General features: G+C 33.3%; 13 protein-coding genes and 1 pseudogene. All 14 read left to right on the top strand.

What is annotated here, in order from left to right; all coding sequences use genetic code 11:
- Positions 1 to 160 precede the first annotated feature (160 nt).
- Complete coding sequence (locus AC4BBR_RS14400; protein ID WP_490460190.1) at positions 161 to 904, top strand: SIS domain-containing protein; 744 nt, start codon at positions 161 to 163, stop codon at positions 902 to 904.
- 63 nt (positions 905 to 967) lie between these two features.
- Positions 968 to 1,678 (top strand): GntR family transcriptional regulator, encoded by a 711-nt coding sequence (locus AC4BBR_RS14395; protein ID WP_490460189.1) that lies wholly within the window; start codon positions 968 to 970, stop codon positions 1,676 to 1,678.
- A gap of 289 nt (positions 1,679 to 1,967) precedes the next feature.
- Positions 1,968 to 2,756: an alpha/beta hydrolase gene (locus AC4BBR_RS14390; protein ID WP_490460188.1), complete on the top strand. Its 789-nt coding sequence runs from the start codon at positions 1,968 to 1,970 to the stop codon at positions 2,754 to 2,756.
- An 844-nt stretch (positions 2,757 to 3,600) separates the two neighbouring features.
- Positions 3,601 to 5,097, top strand: coding sequence for an AcpB/EbpR/MafR family transcriptional regulator (locus tag AC4BBR_RS14385; protein WP_490460187.1), 1,497 nt, complete (start codon positions 3,601 to 3,603; stop codon positions 5,095 to 5,097).
- Positions 5,098 to 5,874: 777 nt separating this feature from the next.
- Positions 5,875 to 6,981: a tyrosine-type recombinase/integrase gene (locus tag AC4BBR_RS14380; RefSeq protein ID WP_490460186.1), complete on the top strand. Its 1,107-nt coding sequence runs from the start codon at positions 5,875 to 5,877 to the stop codon at positions 6,979 to 6,981.
- A 146-nt stretch (positions 6,982 to 7,127) separates the two neighbouring features.
- Positions 7,128 to 7,790, top strand: a complete 663-nt coding sequence (locus AC4BBR_RS14375) for a winged helix-turn-helix domain-containing protein (protein WP_490460185.1) — start codon at positions 7,128 to 7,130, stop codon at positions 7,788 to 7,790.
- A gap of 196 nt (positions 7,791 to 7,986) precedes the next feature.
- Positions 7,987 to 12,015, top strand: a complete 4,029-nt coding sequence (locus AC4BBR_RS14370; protein WP_490460184.1) for a hypothetical protein — start codon at positions 7,987 to 7,989, stop codon at positions 12,013 to 12,015.
- Between the two features lie 18 nt (positions 12,016 to 12,033).
- Positions 12,034 to 12,384, top strand: a complete 351-nt coding sequence (locus tag AC4BBR_RS14365; protein WP_490460183.1) for an EF2685/EF0750 family sortase-dependent surface protein — start codon at positions 12,034 to 12,036, stop codon at positions 12,382 to 12,384.
- A 5-nt stretch (positions 12,385 to 12,389) separates the two neighbouring features.
- Positions 12,390 to 13,190, top strand: coding sequence for a WxL domain-containing protein (locus tag AC4BBR_RS14360; protein WP_490460182.1), 801 nt, complete (start codon positions 12,390 to 12,392; stop codon positions 13,188 to 13,190).
- A 29-nt stretch (positions 13,191 to 13,219) separates the two neighbouring features.
- Complete coding sequence (locus tag AC4BBR_RS14355) at positions 13,220 to 13,984, top strand: WxL domain-containing protein (protein ID WP_490460181.1); 765 nt, start codon at positions 13,220 to 13,222, stop codon at positions 13,982 to 13,984.
- A gap of 225 nt (positions 13,985 to 14,209) precedes the next feature.
- On the top strand, positions 14,210 to 15,310 hold the full coding sequence (locus tag AC4BBR_RS14350; RefSeq protein WP_490460180.1) for a WxLIP family cell surface protein: 1,101 nt from the start codon (positions 14,210 to 14,212) through the stop codon (positions 15,308 to 15,310).
- 13 nt (positions 15,311 to 15,323) lie between these two features.
- Positions 15,324 to 15,980: a hypothetical protein gene (locus AC4BBR_RS14345; RefSeq protein WP_490460179.1), complete on the top strand. Its 657-nt coding sequence runs from the start codon at positions 15,324 to 15,326 to the stop codon at positions 15,978 to 15,980.
- 177 nt (positions 15,981 to 16,157) lie between these two features.
- A pseudogene (locus AC4BBR_RS14340) lies at positions 16,158 to 16,466 on the top strand (YfhO family protein); the annotation flags it as partial.
- Between the two features lie 92 nt (positions 16,467 to 16,558).
- Positions 16,559 to 17,518 (top strand): IS30 family transposase, encoded by a 960-nt coding sequence (locus AC4BBR_RS14335; protein WP_490459128.1) that lies wholly within the window; start codon positions 16,559 to 16,561, stop codon positions 17,516 to 17,518.
- Positions 17,519 to 17,523: the final 5 nt, after the last annotated feature.

Here is a 17,523-nt window from a genome sequence, read left to right as displayed (position 1 = left end):
AGGTGAAGGCTTCGGAAATAAATATTCCTGTCCAAATCTCAATAATCTTGTCAGACTTTACTAATGAAGTAAAAAATTTATGTAGTAAAAACTTTTACATGTCATAACAAGATGTTATTATAAGTATGGAATGATACAGAAAGAAAGAGGGGCTATAGCAATGAATGGTTCAAAAAAAGAAATTAAAGGTTATTTAAAGTATTTAACTGATATCTGGATGGACGTTGCAGAAAATGAAATTGATTCGGTTGAAAAAGCTGCAGAATTAATTTTTAACAGTTGTAAAAACGGTGGTAGATTTTATGTTTTCGGATCAGGGCACTCACATATGGTTGCTGAAGAAATTTACATCAGAGCAGGCGGTCTAGCTTATGTAAAAGGGATATTACCTCCTGAATTAATGCTTCACGATATGCCAAACAAAAGTACACATTTAGAACGTTTAGACGGATACTCTAAAAGTATGTTATCTTTGTATAAAGTTGAAGCTGGAGACACAATTATGGTCGTGTCAAACTCAGGGAGAAATAATGTTCCAGTTGAAATGTGCCTGGAAACTAAAAAGATTGGTGCAAGTGTTATCGCTTTAACCTCAATGGAGCATTCAAGCTTGGTATCTTCTAGACATTCCTCAGGTAAAAAAATGTATGAAATTGCTGATGTTACAATTGATAGTCATGCTCCTAAAGGCGATGCAGCGTACAGAATTGCTGGTCTCGATGTTGACTTAGGACCAACTTCTGATTTTACAAGCATTGGCTTAGCACAAGCAATTATTATTGGTGTAGTATCAAAATTGAAGGAAGCTAATTTGGAAGTTCCAGTATTCAAAAGCTCAAATTTAGATGGTGCAGATGAATATAATAGTCAATTGTTCGATAAATATTATGGCTATTGGAAATAGGTAGCACAGATAAGAAGTCCGTACAATAAGAATAAGTTACAACCTTAAAAAGGAGCTTTTTTCATGAGCAAAAATAGACCCAAATATAAAATGGTTAAAGAATATATCTTACAAAAAATAGAAAATGGTCTTTATCAACCGCATCAAGTAATTGAATCTGAGCATGAATTATCTCAAAAACTTGAGGTTTCTCGAATCACAGTGAGAAAGGGGATAGAAGAGCTAGTTAATGCAAAAATTCTAACAAAAAAGAAGGGGATAGGAACATTTGTTAACCCTTTACCTAAATTTTTTGCATTCAAATCAGGTATTGGTTTTTCAGCTGAGACCAAAAGTAGAGGCTTAGAACCTTCTACTGAACTATTGAAACTTGAAAAAATTTTTGCTACTGAAAAAGAAGCCACGGACATGCGTGTGGATATAGGGGCTGAGTTGTGGCTAGTTGAGCGTATTAGATATGCGGATAACATTCCAATTTCGTATGAATTGGAATATTTTGATGCATTGATTGTTCCTTATTTGGACAGCGAGATATGTACTAACTCCATTTATGAGTATTTAAAAACGCAGGATATTGAGTATCAGTTTGTAGATCAACAGATTGGAGCGACATTATCAGATGAGAAAACTTCAGAATATCTTGATATAAAAATGAACTCTCCGCTGATTAATATCAAAAACATTGCTTGTCTGGAAAATGGGAAGCCTTTTAACACAGGACATGCTCTATACCAGACGGATAGTTTTTTCTTAATGCATACAGTGTATAAATAAGTGTACTAATAAAATACTGGTCTTAAAACTCTACAGTTTCAAGATATTGTTCCTTTTTTTGATAGATTTAATGAGTTTTATAAAGCTATATAGATAGAAAAATTTCTGAAATATCAAATTCTCTCGGAGATAGATATGATATAGAATCTATAAGGTTGCGCATGTCAAGCTAATTATACTAATGGGGGAATCGAACAGAGGTATTGTTTGATTTTGTGGTTTAAATTAAATTTTTTCTCTATTTGATTTAATGCTACAATAATAGAAAATAGAAAAAGAGGGAGATTAGATGGCTTTTTTACAAGCAAACATTTATTCAAATGTATTAGAAATGGAAGTATTGGTCAATATTATTTTGCCCCAAAAAACAGAGAAAAAAATTGGTACAGCGACAAAAGGGAATGTTACAGATGTTCCTGTTATGTACCTACTTCACGGAATGGGTGGAAATCATAGCGTTTGGGAACGTCGAACGTCGATAGAGCGTTATGTCTCAAACCTAGGCTTAGCTGTAATCATGCCGTCTACGGATCTTGGTTGGTACACCGATACAAGATATGAAATGAATTACTGGACGTTTATTTCTGAAGAATTACCGAATATCTGTCATGAGTTATTTCCGCAATTGACAACGAAAAGAGAAAGAACATTTGCAGTAGGATTGTCAATGGGCGGTTATGGTGCCTTAAAGCTAGGATTATCTAAACCAGAAAAATTTGGAGCGGTAGCCTCCTTATCAGGTGCCGTGAATCTTGCTAATAGAATAGAAGATTTGCTAGCAGTTAAAGGGAGAAATTTCTGGGAAGGAATTTTTGGACCGTTAGAAAATGTTCAAGGGTCTATCAATGACACAATCTTTTTACTGGATCAGCTAGTAAAAAGCGGGAAAAATCCCCCGAATATTTTTCTTTGTTGCGGGGAAGAAGATTTACTCTTACATGGGAACAAGGAAGTAGCTGCTATTCTAACTACGAATAAGATTAAGCATACTTTTGAAACAGGACCTGGGAATCACGACTGGATTTTTTGGGATGCATGGATTCAACGAGTGCTAGAGTGGCTACCATTAGAAAAATAGCAAAAAAACTTAGACATTTTTATTCTGTCTAAGTTTTTTTGCGTATTTACTATTAGACGAGCGTATCTAAACGATTCAAAAACACTCGCAATGTTTTCATAAAAAATATTTTTGTTTTTCTTTGTACCGAGATTAAATACTTTCACTGATATTATTTAGCTCATGTTCTTGAACATATTGTTTCATTAATAATTTGTTTCTTCAAGTAGTCGTCACCAGTCGTAACTTTATTATACAGTTTCTTCTCTTTAGTCATACCTTGAAGTAAGGCTTGTTTGTTTTCAATATGACTGGTGCTCGAATATCAAGTTTTAGAGCAACGTTACGCATGGATAATTTTCTGCCAAATATTTCATCCTTTTAGCATGCATACACTATATTTAGCAACATTATTCATAAATATGAGCAAAATTAATGTAAAAGAAAAAGCAATCAATGAAACAGAAATTGAGGAAGTACATAGTCCAACAGTTCTGGGAAAAATACCTGAACTATTACTGGAAGAATATCAACTATTATAATATATTGCACCACTGTTTATTCGTTTTAGAGTGTGAGGCAAAAGTGATTTTTACTTTTGTCTCACACTCCTTGTTTTCTTTTGCAATAAATTTTACACAAGCGAATGTTGGAATACATATGAACTTAATATAGAGAAAAAAAGAATTAAAACAATTTTAGTCATGTATTTGTTAAGAATTTTGTCGAGTGAGACGACTGACAAAATAAAAGTTTATACTCAATAGTTCGTTACAATAAAAGATAACAATAACAGGAAAGCACTGTATCATCCAATCAAAAATAGCTGTTGATAAATAATTAATTAAAGAAAGAGGGGGATTTTTTGGAAGATAATATCTTTGAATTGTTAGAAGAAAACAATAAGTTAATGCTGAAATTGGTAGACATTGTTTCAGAAAGTCATCGTTGGTACAGTGTGTATGAACTGGGAAAAAGACTTAACGTAGTTGAAAGAACAATTCAACGCTATATTTATCAATTGAAGGAAAAGATTGATAAATACAATGAGACGCAAGAAAATCCTATTATTCTACACTATGAAAAGTTTAAAGGAATTCAGCTTGATATGGTTAGCGACAATAATTATACAGAATTTAAGATGTATATTTTTGAGACAGATGAACGAATAAAAATTTTAAAAAAAATAATATTAGAAGATTGTTTCTTCGTAAGGAAATATGCAATAAGAAATTTTAAAAGTGAAAATTCAATTCGGAAAAACCTGAAAGAAATAAAACAATTTTTAAACATATATGGTATTTCTCTTTCCAGAGGTACATTTCGATTTATTGGAGAGGAAAAAAATATTAGAGGTTTAATATTTATTTTGAATTGGGTGCTGTTTAAAGGTGAGCAATGGCCATTTGAATCGGTTGACCAAAAAAAAGCATATGAAACATTGGATAGTTTTTCCAGTACATTTAATTTAAGTATTTCAGAGATTCAGAAAAAGCAAATGAGCTATATATTGGCAATCAATCTTATACGAGTAAGGAAAAACCGTATTATCAAGTTTGAACCAGAATGGAAAGGATATTTAAATATTCAAAACATATCAAAAAGTGTACCCTTCCTGAATTATTTTATAGAAAGATACCAAATATCTGAAGAATCAGAGATCTATTTTTATATCTTATTACTTCAAATGAAAACCAAATTTTATGAGTCTGAACACTTAAAGTATAAAATATTTAACTACCATAAAAAATGTCAGTCAGATATTTATCTAGCGACACAAAGTGCTATCGATAAGTTTGGCGTGAATTTTTTCCCCATCCCTCTTGAGGCGCAAGATCAATTTTTTATCACAAGTTTTTGCGCGCATTTGTTTTGTAAAGTATTTCCTCAGAGTCATATTGATTTAGATGGTTATAATGTTTTAAATGCTCCGGATTATAATTTCCCTAATTTAAGGGAAAGAGTAGATCAATTTATTGATGAGCTATATCAAGAAACTAAAAATGATTTGTTTTTAAACAAAGAATTTCTTTTACAAAAGTACATGCTTTTGTTTTCATCTAGTATGCCTCTTAATTTTTATGAACCTGTTATTAAAATCCGTTTAGAGACAGATTTCCCAGTCATTATTAAAAAAAATCTTAAAGCAAAAATAAGTAATTACTTTAGTCTTGAGTTCAACATAGTTTTTATAACTGATAAAAATAAACAAAAACCAGATATCGTTCTGACAAATATTCCTAATCGATTTGTGACACAAAAACAGAGTGTATATCAATCATATATTTTTGATTTTCCAATAAAGGAAAGAGATTTAGTAGAAATAAGAAAAAGGTTAAGAGCTATTTTAAGAACGAAATAGCTCTTAAGCTATAAGATCGTAGCTTTTTAGTTAGTTTTTTATTAAATAGAAGGGAATCTGTCTAATTAAAAGACAATATAGGTCAAGTTTTTACATAGTTTTACATGTATCATTGAGGTTAAGATTCAATTGAAAATGAACGTTTATAAAAAAAGTATTAATTAGATTTTTTAAATCATTTTAAGAAGAAAAAGATATTAAAACTGTAGAAATGAACTGGTAAGAACATTCATTGTGCTAAGATTAGAGAATAGCGATTACCGATGTTCAACGAAATAAAACGAAATATTTAGAAAAGTAAGGCTAATATCATAGGCTTAGGGACAACTGTTAATGTTATTTTCTTAAGTGTCAAAAAAGGTGTGAAGAGACTAGAGCATAACTTTACGAGTTGAATCTCTACCTCATCACACAAAAAATGAAATATACAACACACTGTTTTGGACCATAACTAAAGAAAACTAGAGATTAAAAAGTGGAATGAATAACTTGATTGAAATTTCGTGTTTGTAAAAAGAACAAGAAGCGGTATTTATTATCAAAAAATACATAAATATAAATAAAATATGATTTATTTATAGGTTTAATGATATATGTTTAATATTTCTAAGTCAATACTAATTTTATTTTTTTATTTTTTTAATGAAAAAAATGAAAAAATGCTTTTATGACTTTTTTTTATTTGTTCTTACTGTTGATAGTTGATTTTTTAGGTTATTTTAAGAAATTAGCCGTCAAATCGCCGTCAAAAAATAAAAGTAAAAGGATGAGTTATTTATGGCAAAAAAAGGGGAAAATATTTATAAAAGAAAAGATGGACGCTGGGAAGGGCGGTATATTAAAGGTCGAAAACCGAGTGGGGATATTCATTATGGTTATATCTATGATTATTCGTATAAAAGTGCAAAACAAAAATTAATAATAAAAAAGTCCTTCTACCAAGAAAACTATGGACAACAATCACTACCTAGCTATTCTGGAACATTAAATCAATGGGCCGCACATTGGTTAACTATTGTAAAAAAACGTGTAAAGATCAGCACATTTGTTAGCTATACGAATAAATATAGACAACATATCCAACCTTCTTTAGGCGAGTTAAATTTGCTAGATTTAACTACTGAAAAAATAAATCAATGGCTCCAACAATTGGAAAACAAACTAAGTATTAGTTCTATTCGTGTAGTGATGCAAGTTTTAAGAACCTGTTTAGAAGATGCTGTAAAAAAAGGGTTGATCACAAATAACCCTTGTAAAGGGGCACTTATTCCCAAAGCGGAAATAAAAAAAGTAAAAGCGTTAACAAAAATAGATCAGAATCGTTTATACAAGAGTGCAATCAAGCATGAAATTGGGCTTCCCGTAATTTTAGCATTAGAAACAGGACTACGAATTGGAGAAATTTCAGGATTAAAATGGAAAGATATCGACTTTTCTACGAAACTGCTTCATGTACGTCGAACTGTTCAACGGATCCAATCACTTGATCCCTTTAGCCAAACGAAGACAATTATTATCGAGCACAGTCCTAAGAGTTCATCTTCTGAGCGAACAATTCCTTTATCACCAGGTTTATATAAACTTTTAAAAGCGAAAAGGAAAGCTGCAGCAGGTTCGTACGTATTTGGTGACAGTTCACCTTGTGAACCAAGAATAATCTTATATTGGTTTAAGAAAATCTGCCAAGAAGCTTCACTTAAAAACATACACTTCCATGCGCTCAGACATACATTCGCTACAAGATGTCTAGAAAAAGGAGTTACAATTGTGACGATAAGTGCTTTGCTTGGTCATCATTCGTCAAAAATGACGTTAGATATTTACCTCAATTCATTCTTGAGCGAAAAAAGAAAAGCTATTCGTTTAATCAGTGGTCAGTGCTAATAAATATGTTTAGACAAAATAGGAATGATTAAATTAGCGCCGTCAGTTCAGCCGTCAGCATCCGGACAAAGCACGATTAGTATTGGTTAAACAATACCGCTTCTTGTTCTTTTTACAAACAAGAAATAAATAAAGGAGAGACTCTTTTGTTAAAACTAGGAATTTTAGCCGATCAGTACACACCCCATGAAGAACTAATTAATATTTTTCAATCGAGTGATTATCAAGTGTTACAAATAAAAGAACAAAGTCAATTGACTTTGCTAGATGGTCTTTTACTTGTAATGAATGGAAAAGATCAAGTTGTCGAGATCATTAATTGGTTAATTGCTTCAAATACAAACCCAAATGTATTTGTATGGATATATTCGAATACCTCTTTAGGATATGAAGAAAAGATATTGTTGGAGCTAGGTGCAAATGATGTGATTACATCAGAAGACAATCTAGATAGGTTGCCTTATATAGTAAAAAACACCTTCTCTAGACTACAAAATAGCTCGAAAGAGTCACTAGCTAAAATGAACAATTCATTTTTAAATGAACGGAATCAAACGGTCTTCGTTAACGGTAGAGAACAGCAATTAACACTGATTGAATATCGTTTGCTTAGTTATTTGTACGAACGAGCAAATGACATGGTTACTTATGAAGAGCTGTGTAAAAAATTATGGAACACTAATAATACTGAAAACAGATTTCGCTTAGCCAATATTATTTGTTTTTTAAGGAAAAAGACACATAAGAATGATCGGTTTTCCATTAAAACGACCCGATCTAAGGGATATGTTTTAATGTTGAATGATTGAATAAATAGTTAGTAATTACAAACAATTCTTTATGACGTAACGTATAACGGAGCTAGCAATAGTTATTTGTAAAAATTTTTGTTAGCTGAATTATAAAAAAGTAACTCAAATCCACTATTAATGTAATGGAGGTGATTGTTATTGTATAAAAAAATCGCTCACTAGTAATTTAATGCTCAAATAAGGAGGGGGAAAATTGAAAAGTAAGCATAAAAAAATTGTGCTAATAGCCATGTTAGGCATTTTTTGTATAACATTCGTTTTTTTAAAATTAAATGAAAGTAGTATTTCTGCAGAAGAAACTTTCAACATAAATCATAACACAGAGGCTTTAAATAATTCAATTAAAACGATACCAAAAGGAACAGCCATTCGGTCAACTTCAGAATGGAACAGTGCGATGTCAGATACTACAGGAGTGGATTATTATCTGGATGTACCGACATTAACTATAACAACGACAGCCACAGTTAGTACAGATAAGAACATTGATTTAAATGGAAATACGCTGAATTTTTCTGGGAATAATGGAAAATTACTCCTAAAAGGATATGCAAATTTCACAAATTTTACACTCTTTAGTTCCGCAGATGAACAAGGGAAAATTACATCTTCTGGTCATACTTCTAGAAATTACCGAGGGCCGATATTTGATGGAAGAGCAGACAATACAACGGCTCCCAATGTAGCGACAGACAGACAAAATGAAAATTTAGTTGTTACCTTTAAAAATTTGAATGTGAATTCTTCGGATGAATTCGCCTATTTATTCTTAGCAAAAGAAATCATTTTTAAGGGGAAGAATTCTATCTATACAGAAGGAAAAGGGATTGTAGCAACAAATATTACTATGTATGGAAATGAAAATGATCCCAATGATCCTGAAAATGCAGAGGTTTATTCGACTACGGGAACAGGTAGTGGCAATCCTAGTGAATACGCATTTTATTATGGACCATTAAATTTTGTATTGGCACCGAACTACGGAACAAATAGTAGTTGGGATAAGCGAGGTTCAGACAGTGCTAAATTCTTAGTTCAAAAAAATGCGAAAGTACACGCTGAAAATAACGGAAGAGCCACAAACGTACCCTATCAAAATGTTATTGCAAATTACCGTCATATAGAAAACAACGGAACACTCAGAGCTATTGCTAAAAACTATGGAAGTGCGTTGAGAACAATAACGAGCAATGGTTCAAATGCGCAAACACCGCATGCAAGTATTAAAGCAACTGAACATTCTGTGACAGAAATTTCTACTTTAGGAAAAAATGCCACTTATGGCGCTATATTTTCATACAAAATGAATTTAGTTGTCGATAATCCAGAGATTTTTGATGTTAGATACTTTGGGAGAAATCAGTTTTTCTTTGCCTATGATTCAGGATCGAGAAGTACGGTAAGTGTGAAAAATATGAACCATGCTGTTTGGAACAATAATTTAAACGGGGTTGGAAATCCTTCAAATATTTGGCAAGGAGTTTCAACATTTGACATAACTGGTTTATATACAACCAATCGTGGAACCGTGACATCTTCGGATAGTGACATGCAGAGCAAATTTAATTTTAATCAGTATAGTAGATGGTCAAATGATATTTTGCTTCCTGTTATAATACCAGAAAAAGAAATTGATGTTGTAAATGATACGTATGAAATTCCCAATAATAAAGTAGGATTATCTGGTCATACAGACTATACAATGCCTGATGGTTCGTATATAGACAAACCTGCGATAAATGCAGAATTAACACTTACAGTAGGGGCTGATACGTATAACACTACAACGGATAATGAAGGAAATTGGCATTTTTCTGAGATTGACTTTAAAAAATATGCTGGTGGTATAACTGGATCAATCAAATTAGTTGATAATGATTTGAGAAATGCTGATGTCAATGTAAAGTTGATTGATAAACTTCCGCCAACAGCAAAGCCAGTAAGGCAAAAAACGAATATAAATTCAATAGAAGGAATTCCAAGTGATCCTAGACAAGTACTGTCAAATATATCGGATGAAACAACACCGACAAATCAAATAACGGCGACTTGGAAAACAACGGAACAAGAAAAACAAGAATTGGTTAAGTCAGTGGGGTTAAAAGAATTAGCTGTAACACTAGCAGATGCCGCAGGTAATACTTCAATCATCAAGGTTCCATTATTAGTCGTTGATTCACAAACCGTTGTTGGAACCACTGGAGCCGTTAGAGGAAAAGATTTTGTAGCAGATTTAGATGAATGGAACGCTGATACTTCAAGAGCGATAGTCATTGATAAAGGAGAAGTCAAAGGATATTTGCTAACCGCCGACACAATTACTGATGTAACAGGAGATTCCAATAAATTTACAATAGATACAAATGCGGTTGGCAAACAAATGGATACACCTTATTTGATTACCTTAACTGCTGGGGATGCGAAAAAAACAATCACAGTTACATTTAAAGATACCTTACCACCAAGTGCCAAAAGTAAAGTTACAAAGGTTAAACTGGGTGATAGCAATGCTATATTGAATGCAGATTTAAAACAATTTGTAGCTGACTTGAACGACAACTCAACACCTGTCGAGAAGATCAAAGCAGAACTGCTCGCTAATCAAAATATTGAGGAATTAGTTTCATCTGTAGGTGTAAAAACTATTCAAATTAGGTTTACCGATGAGAGCAATAATTCTTCAGTGATTACCACACAAATTTTTGTTTACGATGATAACTGGATACTTGGAGATACAGGTGTGATTACTGGAAAAAGTTTTACAACAGATCAATCAAATTGGTCAGAGGGCGCGATTCGTGAACTTGTCATTGAACAAGGAAACGTACAAGGTTTTGATATTTCTGGAGAACAGGCAATAGACGTTACGACAGATTCGTCTAAACTATTGATTGATACATCAAATGTAGGTAATGAACAAGGAAAAGCATACCCAATTGTCTTGAAGGTAAGAGATGCGTCCAAGGTGATTACGGTTACTTTTAAAGATACACAACCACCTAAAGGAACTGGCAAGTTGACAATTATTAATCTGAACGATGCTGCTGCAATTAACGATGTGGATGATTATACAGTATTTTTAAGCGAATGGAGCGATAATGTCACGCCACAAGATAAGATCAAGGTGTCATTACTTCAAGGACAAAATATCAATTCTTTAGTCTCAGAAGCTGGAGTGAAGAGCTTTAAACTACAACTAAGAGATGAAGCTGGAAATAGTGCAGAAGTTGAAGTGCCGATTTTTGTAAAAGATACAGATGCAGAAGTATCAAAAGATAAATCATACGTTCTAAACGGAGAAAACTTTAGCATCATGGCAAAAAATTATCCAACTTCTAATGATGATTTAACGAAGATGATTCTAGAAAAAGGACACATTACTTTACAAGATACAAAAACGGGAGAGAAATTGCCTCTTTCAATGATTGAAATAGATAGAGGTACATTGCCGGATCCGATCGAGAATGGTTCGATTGTAGCATCGGGTAATTATGAAGTGATATTGTCCTATGGTCAAGACGATTCGCTAGTTACTAAAAAAATAATAGTGACAATTGAAAAAAGTATCGCTAATGTGACGGTAGAGTTCACAGATGAAGAAGATAAAGCTGTTTTTGATTCAGTAGTTATTGAAGGAACCATTGGCCAAACGATCGATTTAACAAAAAATCAAGATGTAATAAAAGCCATTGAATCTATTCAAGCTAAAAAATACATCATTGATCAATCGCCGAAAGATGAAACGGCAGTGCCTGTAACTGAAGACGGTAATATCGTACGATATACGTTTAAAGGAACATTGTTTATTGAATCTGCACCAAGCACGCTGGATTTCGGTATAAAAAGCGTGGGGATTTTTTCAACAAAAGTTGATAAAGCGGCCTATGATAAACCTTTGATTATTTGGGATAACCGAAAAAATCTTAGTAAATGGACTCTAACTGCGACACTTCAAAGTCCTTTAACAAGTCAAGTAGATCAAAGTAAGATTTTACCAGATGCTATCCGCTATAAAGTGAATGCCTTAGATGATGTGATACTTTCTGTGGGGAATGCGCAACCAGTAGCGACTCAGATTCATGATTCAGCTGGTCAATATAGTATTAGTGAGGGATGGGATCAAGGTGACTCAGGATTTATGCTGGAAATTCCTGCTGGCGGCATTCGGCGATTAGGTGAATATCAAGCGTCAATTCTATTACAACTAGGTGATACACCATAAATACAAGGAGGAGAAACTATGAAAGTATATAGAAAACAAGTATATTACTTGCTCTTCCTTGCATTGACTTTAGTTGCGATTTATAGTGGACCGGCTAAGGCTGTAAGTGCAACGGAAGTAGAGGGTGGAGCTGTTCAAACAAATGGTTCAGTCAGCTTTTATAAAGAAGAGAGTAAAAGTAGTTCCAGTGAATCTGTAACGGCTACTTCTGCAAGCAACATGTCAAAGGGGACAAAACCAGTTGGTCGATACCCATCAACAGGAGAACGTATCCAAAAAAGCTGGATATTTTTAGGATTGTTAGTGTTGCTGCTCGTATTTTTCCTGCGCTACTTTATAAAAAGGAAAAGGCAAAAGAAGGGAGTCTAACTAAAATGAAAAAGAAAAATTATTTATTTGTGCTAGGCGCTGTTGTTCTTTTGGCGAGCGTACTGATTTTTCCGAATGAAACTCAAGCGGAGACAAGTCAGAGTGGGAATGGAACTATTCGTTTTGACGGAGAATATAAGCAAGAAATAAGAGACCCTGAAAATCCAACTAAAATTGTTGATCCTGGAACAAGCCCTGTAACGACAGGAGATTTACGGATTGATTTTGTTCCTCAGTTAGACTTCGGATCAAATAAAATTTCTGATCAGGATGAAATCTATTCTGGAAATGCACAACTCTTTTTAGATGAAACGGAGGCCAGAGGAAATTTTATCCAACTATCTGATTATAGAGGAACAGCTTCTGGTTGGCTTCTTCAGGTAAGGCAAGAGACGCAGTTGAAAAATACTACAACTGTTGACAAAGAGTTAAACGGAGCAGTAATTTCGTTTGACCAATCTTGGGTAAACTCCTCGAGAGATTTGAAGCAAGCACCAATTGTTTCTAAAGATGTTATTCATATCAATAATATTGGTGAAACCTATAATTTAGCAGAAGCCAAAAAAGGAACGGGTGAGGGAACGTGGTCAATTATATTTGGCGCGTCAATTGATAATGGTAATGAAAAGAAAAACACACTTTCAAAAAGACTGGATAGACATGGAGAACAAATAAGTAATTCTTCATTCAATGATAAAACAGTCTACCAAAATTCTGCTGTGACATTATCAATACCTGGAGCAACTAAAAAAGAACCGATAAATTACCAAACGGTGATAACTTGGATTTTATCCGAGCTACCATAAATAGCACGTACAATTAGGAGGAAAAACACATGAAAAACAGTTACAAACTAATGGGAGCATCATTATTAGCTACAGTATCAGTAGGATTAGCATTACCAGCCGTATCAAAAGCAGCACCTGGGGATGTTGTTGGAAAAGGAAAAATCAATTTCACACAAGATGATAGTACAAATCCAACGAATTTACCACCAGGTGAATCATCAGGAGATCCGATTACTGAGCCAACACAAAATACAGAAGCTAATCCATTAAAAATCGTTTCAGTAACAGATCTAGATTTTGATACTCATGCGATTATTTCTAATGATTCAGATAAAACTTATGATGCAAAAGCATTCAAAACGACAACTTCAAATGGAGACGAAGCAATTATGCCTCATTTTATTCGTTTCCAAGATGTTCGTTCTGATACAGATACAAACTACTACACAGTATCAGCAAAATTAACAAAACAATTCTCGAACGGAACAAGAGTATTAAACGGAGCAACAATTGATTATAAAAATGTTTCGCTCGTTACAGGAACAAACGAAAAAACAAAACCAGATGTAACAGTAGAAGGAACCTTGACGCCAACTTTTAATTTAGCATTGGATAACAAAGCAACAATTTTAACGAATGAACAAGAAGGAAAAGGATTTGGTGTATTTGAATTAATGTTTGGTGATAAAGCTGCTACAGTTGCTAATCCAGAAGCGTACAATTCAGTGACATTGAATATCCCAGGAGATAACTTATTAAAAACAGGTGACTATCAAGCCGAAGTGACATGGTCTATTACTGACGCAAACTAAGGTATTAAAAATAATTACTTTTATACGAATGTATCACCGTAAATAAAAGCGAGGATGAGACAAAAGTAAAAAGCGCTTTTGTCCCAACCTACATTTATTTCAATTTAGATCCCAAAACAAAAATGAGTGTTCGTTTTGTTTTGGGATTGTTATTTATATAACTGGACAAAAAATAGTATGTACTAATTTTACTATTGCAATAAATAGCAGAAAAGAGGATTTTATATGAAGAGAAAAGTACTTGCTGTAGTTCTTAGTTTTGTATACATAGTGTGTCTAATTCTTCCTTTGAAAGGTTATGCAAATGAAGAGAACCAGTCTAATCCTACTCCAGGAGGCTTCTCATTTGAAGTGATTCAGCCAGATAACCAACGAAATAAAGATGTGACTTATTTTGACCTTCTCATGAAACCTGGTCAAAAACAAACTGTACAAATGAAAATGAACAACTCATCCAATAAAGAAATAAAAGTTAGCGTAAAACTGAACAGTGCAAAAACAAATAGTAATGGTGTGATAGAGTACGGACCAAATAAAATTTCAAAGGATAAATCTGCTACATATGATTTTAACGATATTGTTAAAGCGCCAAAAGAAGTAGTAATTCCAGCTGGTGGAAATCAATTAGTCAATTTCGAATTAGCGATGCCGGAATCTGAATTTAAAGGATTTATTTCAGGAGGAATACAGTTACAGCAAATAGACGACGAAGGCATAAAAAAAGAATCAGAATCTGGTATGGTGGTAAACAAATTTGCTTATTTGGTAGGGATGTTATTAAGCGAGTCTGAGATAGAAGGAATCGAACCCGATTTAAATCTAAATAAAGTATACCCAGAATTACAGAATTTTCGAAATGCTGTTTTCATTAATTTCTCCAATACTCAACCAGTTTATGTAGAAGGTATGACTGTAAATGTTCAAATCATGAAGAAAAATTCTGAAGAAGTTCTATATGAAACCAAAAAAACGAACATGAGAATGGCTCCTAATTCAATGATTGATTTTCCTGTTTCTATGAATGGAGAACAGATGAAACCAGGAACCTATCGATCTAAAATTTTAGTGACAACAACTGCTGGAGGGAAATGGTCGTGGAATCAAGAATTTAAGATAACAAATGAAGATGCTGACAAGTTCAATGAACAAGATTTAAGTTTAGTGCAAGATAGAAGTATTCAATGGGGATTAATTGGACTGATTATTGGAATTGTTTTATTACTAGTAGCAGTCATATACCTATTTATTCGTAGAATGAGAAAAAAGAAAGAAGAAAAAGAACGTTTAAAACGTAAAGCAGCTAAGAAGAGAAAGAAAAACAGATAGGAGAAGAGATGCCGTGGAAATACTTGATTGGCTTTTTACTGTTTTATTATCAATGGTTATATTAGGATTGATATTCTCGGCGATCTGCTTGTTTTCTTTGTTAAGTACGCAAAAACGATTAAAGAAAGTAAAAAACAGTAGACCAAAAAATAAGAGAAAACGGAAAAAATGGATACGCCACCGAAAAAAATTAGAACAACAGCTCAAGAAACAATGGAAGTTATTATTGTTTTTGATAATCAGTTCACTGGTATGCGGAGGCGGTGCAGTATATACCCGTTATTATCAGGCAACTAATTTAGGGAAAAAAGATTCAGATGCCATAGTTCAAGGCTATCATTTAATCAATGATATTCAAAAACAGTTAGATCAAGTCAATGATGAAGAGCATGAAGTAAAAATACAAAAGAACTTGTACGATTTATCTGCACGTTTGTCTAGTTACGGTACAAGAAGTGCAGATCGTCGCCTTTCTCAGGAAGGACAATTGTTACTGAATCGATTATACGTAAACATGAAAGAACTAGGATTAAATATAAACAACCAATCAGTTGAATCATTACGAAATAAAAAAAATATGGATGAGTACGATTCTGATATAAACAAAGCAAAGAAAAACCAAGAAAAGGTTCTCCATTACTTCCATATAGATGAACGCACATTAACATAGAAAGAGTGAATGAACCAAGAACAAAGATAGTCAAAAGTACGTACTTTTGAATGAACTACTTTAGTACTATTATTTATCTGGATTTAGCCCCTAAAACAAGCTGTTCTATTACTTGTTTGGGGCTCTTTTTTACTAAAGATGAACATGTATTTGTCAATAATAGAAAGTGAGAGAACTATGGAAAAAGTTAAGGATTTTATTAGAAGGAAAAGTGTATATGGTCTAATCAGTTTTTTAGTACCAATTATAATAATGGCATGTGTTTATAGATATATTGGTATCTATCCAGGAAGCGAAGATCGAACAATTTTAGCGAGTGATGCTTTTTCTCAATATGCAAATTTCCATGCAAGTTTCAACAATAGTTTAAAAGGAGAGCAGAGCTTTTTCTACACGTGGTATGGGTCATTAGGATTGAATTATTGGGCATTTATATCTTATTATTTAGGCGGACTTTTTACACCGCTTGTGTTTTTTTTTGATAACGCCGATAGTAAAATTAAGCTAGACAACTAAATAAGTCATTTGTGCTACACTCAAAATAGTTCCGACCAAAGAATTATAAGGAGTGAAGACAAATGACCTATACTCATCTTACATCAAATGAACTCGTGATGATAGAAGCTTATTTCAATATGAGCCAACCTGTTACGATGGTTTCTAAGACTTTAACTCGTTCTAGACAGACAATCTACAATGTTTACAACTTCCTGAAACAAGGAAAATCTATCTGTGACTATTACCAACAATATAAAGAAAATAAAACACGTTGTGGTCGACAACCCATTAGTTTGCCTACAAAACAGCATGATTACATTCAATCTATGGTGGCTCAAGGGTGGACACCTGATGTGATTATTGGTCGAGCTGAGTTTCCTATTTCATGCTCTGTTAGAACACTTTATCGTCAGTTTAAAGCGAATCAATTTGATTGCTCAAAACTACCAATGAAAGGGAAACGAAAGCCCAACGGGCATAAAGAACGTCGTGGAAAGCAAGCATTTAAACGCAATATTTCAGAACGATCCACTGACTACCCTAATTTCCAACAGGAATTTGGGCATTTAGAAGGTGACACAATTGTTGGCGTTCATCATAAAAGTGCCATCATCACTCTAGTTGAACGCCTTTCAAAAGTGATTATTACATTAAAACCAAATGGTCGGAAAGCATTGGATATTGAAAAAGCGACAACTGATTGGCTACAAAAGATTCCCAGAAACTTGTTCAAATCCATTACCTTTGATTGTGGAAAAGAATTTTCAAATTGGAAAAACATGAGTAATGTCAATGATATTTCTATCTATTTTGCAGACCCTGGAACCCCCTCACAACGCGGATTAAATGAGCATTCGAATGGGTTATTACGTAAAGATGGGCTGCCTAAAACAATGGATTTTAATCAAGTTGACCAAGCTTTTGTTGCGGCTGTCACCTCTAAAAGAAATCACATACCAAGGAAATCTTTAAATTATCGAACACCATTAGAAGTATTTTTGAGTTACATAAATGAAAGACATTTGTCTAGCTTAATTTGACAAAT

This window comes from Enterococcus sp. AMC1251 (assembly GCF_058216535.1).
Note: the sequence above shows the minus strand (reverse complement) of the source record. Positions and strands in the feature narration are given on the sequence as shown.

Bases quoted from the DNA above. Each gene is read 5' to 3' on its own strand.
- AC4BBR_RS14355 (WP_490460181.1), top strand. From the start codon at position 13,220: ATGAAAAACAGTTACAAACTAATGGGAGCATCATTATTAGCTACAGTA.
- AC4BBR_RS14365 (WP_490460183.1), top strand. From the start codon at position 12,034: ATGAAAGTATATAGAAAACAAGTATATTACTTGCTCTTCCTTGCATTG.
- AC4BBR_RS14395 (WP_490460189.1), top strand. From the start codon at position 968: ATGAGCAAAAATAGACCCAAATATAAAATGGTTAAAGAATATATCTTA.
- AC4BBR_RS14335 (WP_490459128.1), top strand. From the start codon at position 16,559: ATGACCTATACTCATCTTACATCAAATGAACTCGTGATGATAGAAGCT.
- AC4BBR_RS14360 (WP_490460182.1), top strand. From the start codon at position 12,390: ATGAAAAAGAAAAATTATTTATTTGTGCTAGGCGCTGTTGTTCTTTTG.
- AC4BBR_RS14350 (WP_490460180.1), top strand. From the start codon at position 14,210: ATGAAGAGAAAAGTACTTGCTGTAGTTCTTAGTTTTGTATACATAGTG.
- AC4BBR_RS14400 (WP_490460190.1), top strand. From the start codon at position 161: ATGAATGGTTCAAAAAAAGAAATTAAAGGTTATTTAAAGTATTTAACT.
- AC4BBR_RS14390 (WP_490460188.1), top strand. From the start codon at position 1,968: ATGGCTTTTTTACAAGCAAACATTTATTCAAATGTATTAGAAATGGAA.
- AC4BBR_RS14380 (WP_490460186.1), top strand. From the start codon at position 5,875: ATGGCAAAAAAAGGGGAAAATATTTATAAAAGAAAAGATGGACGCTGG.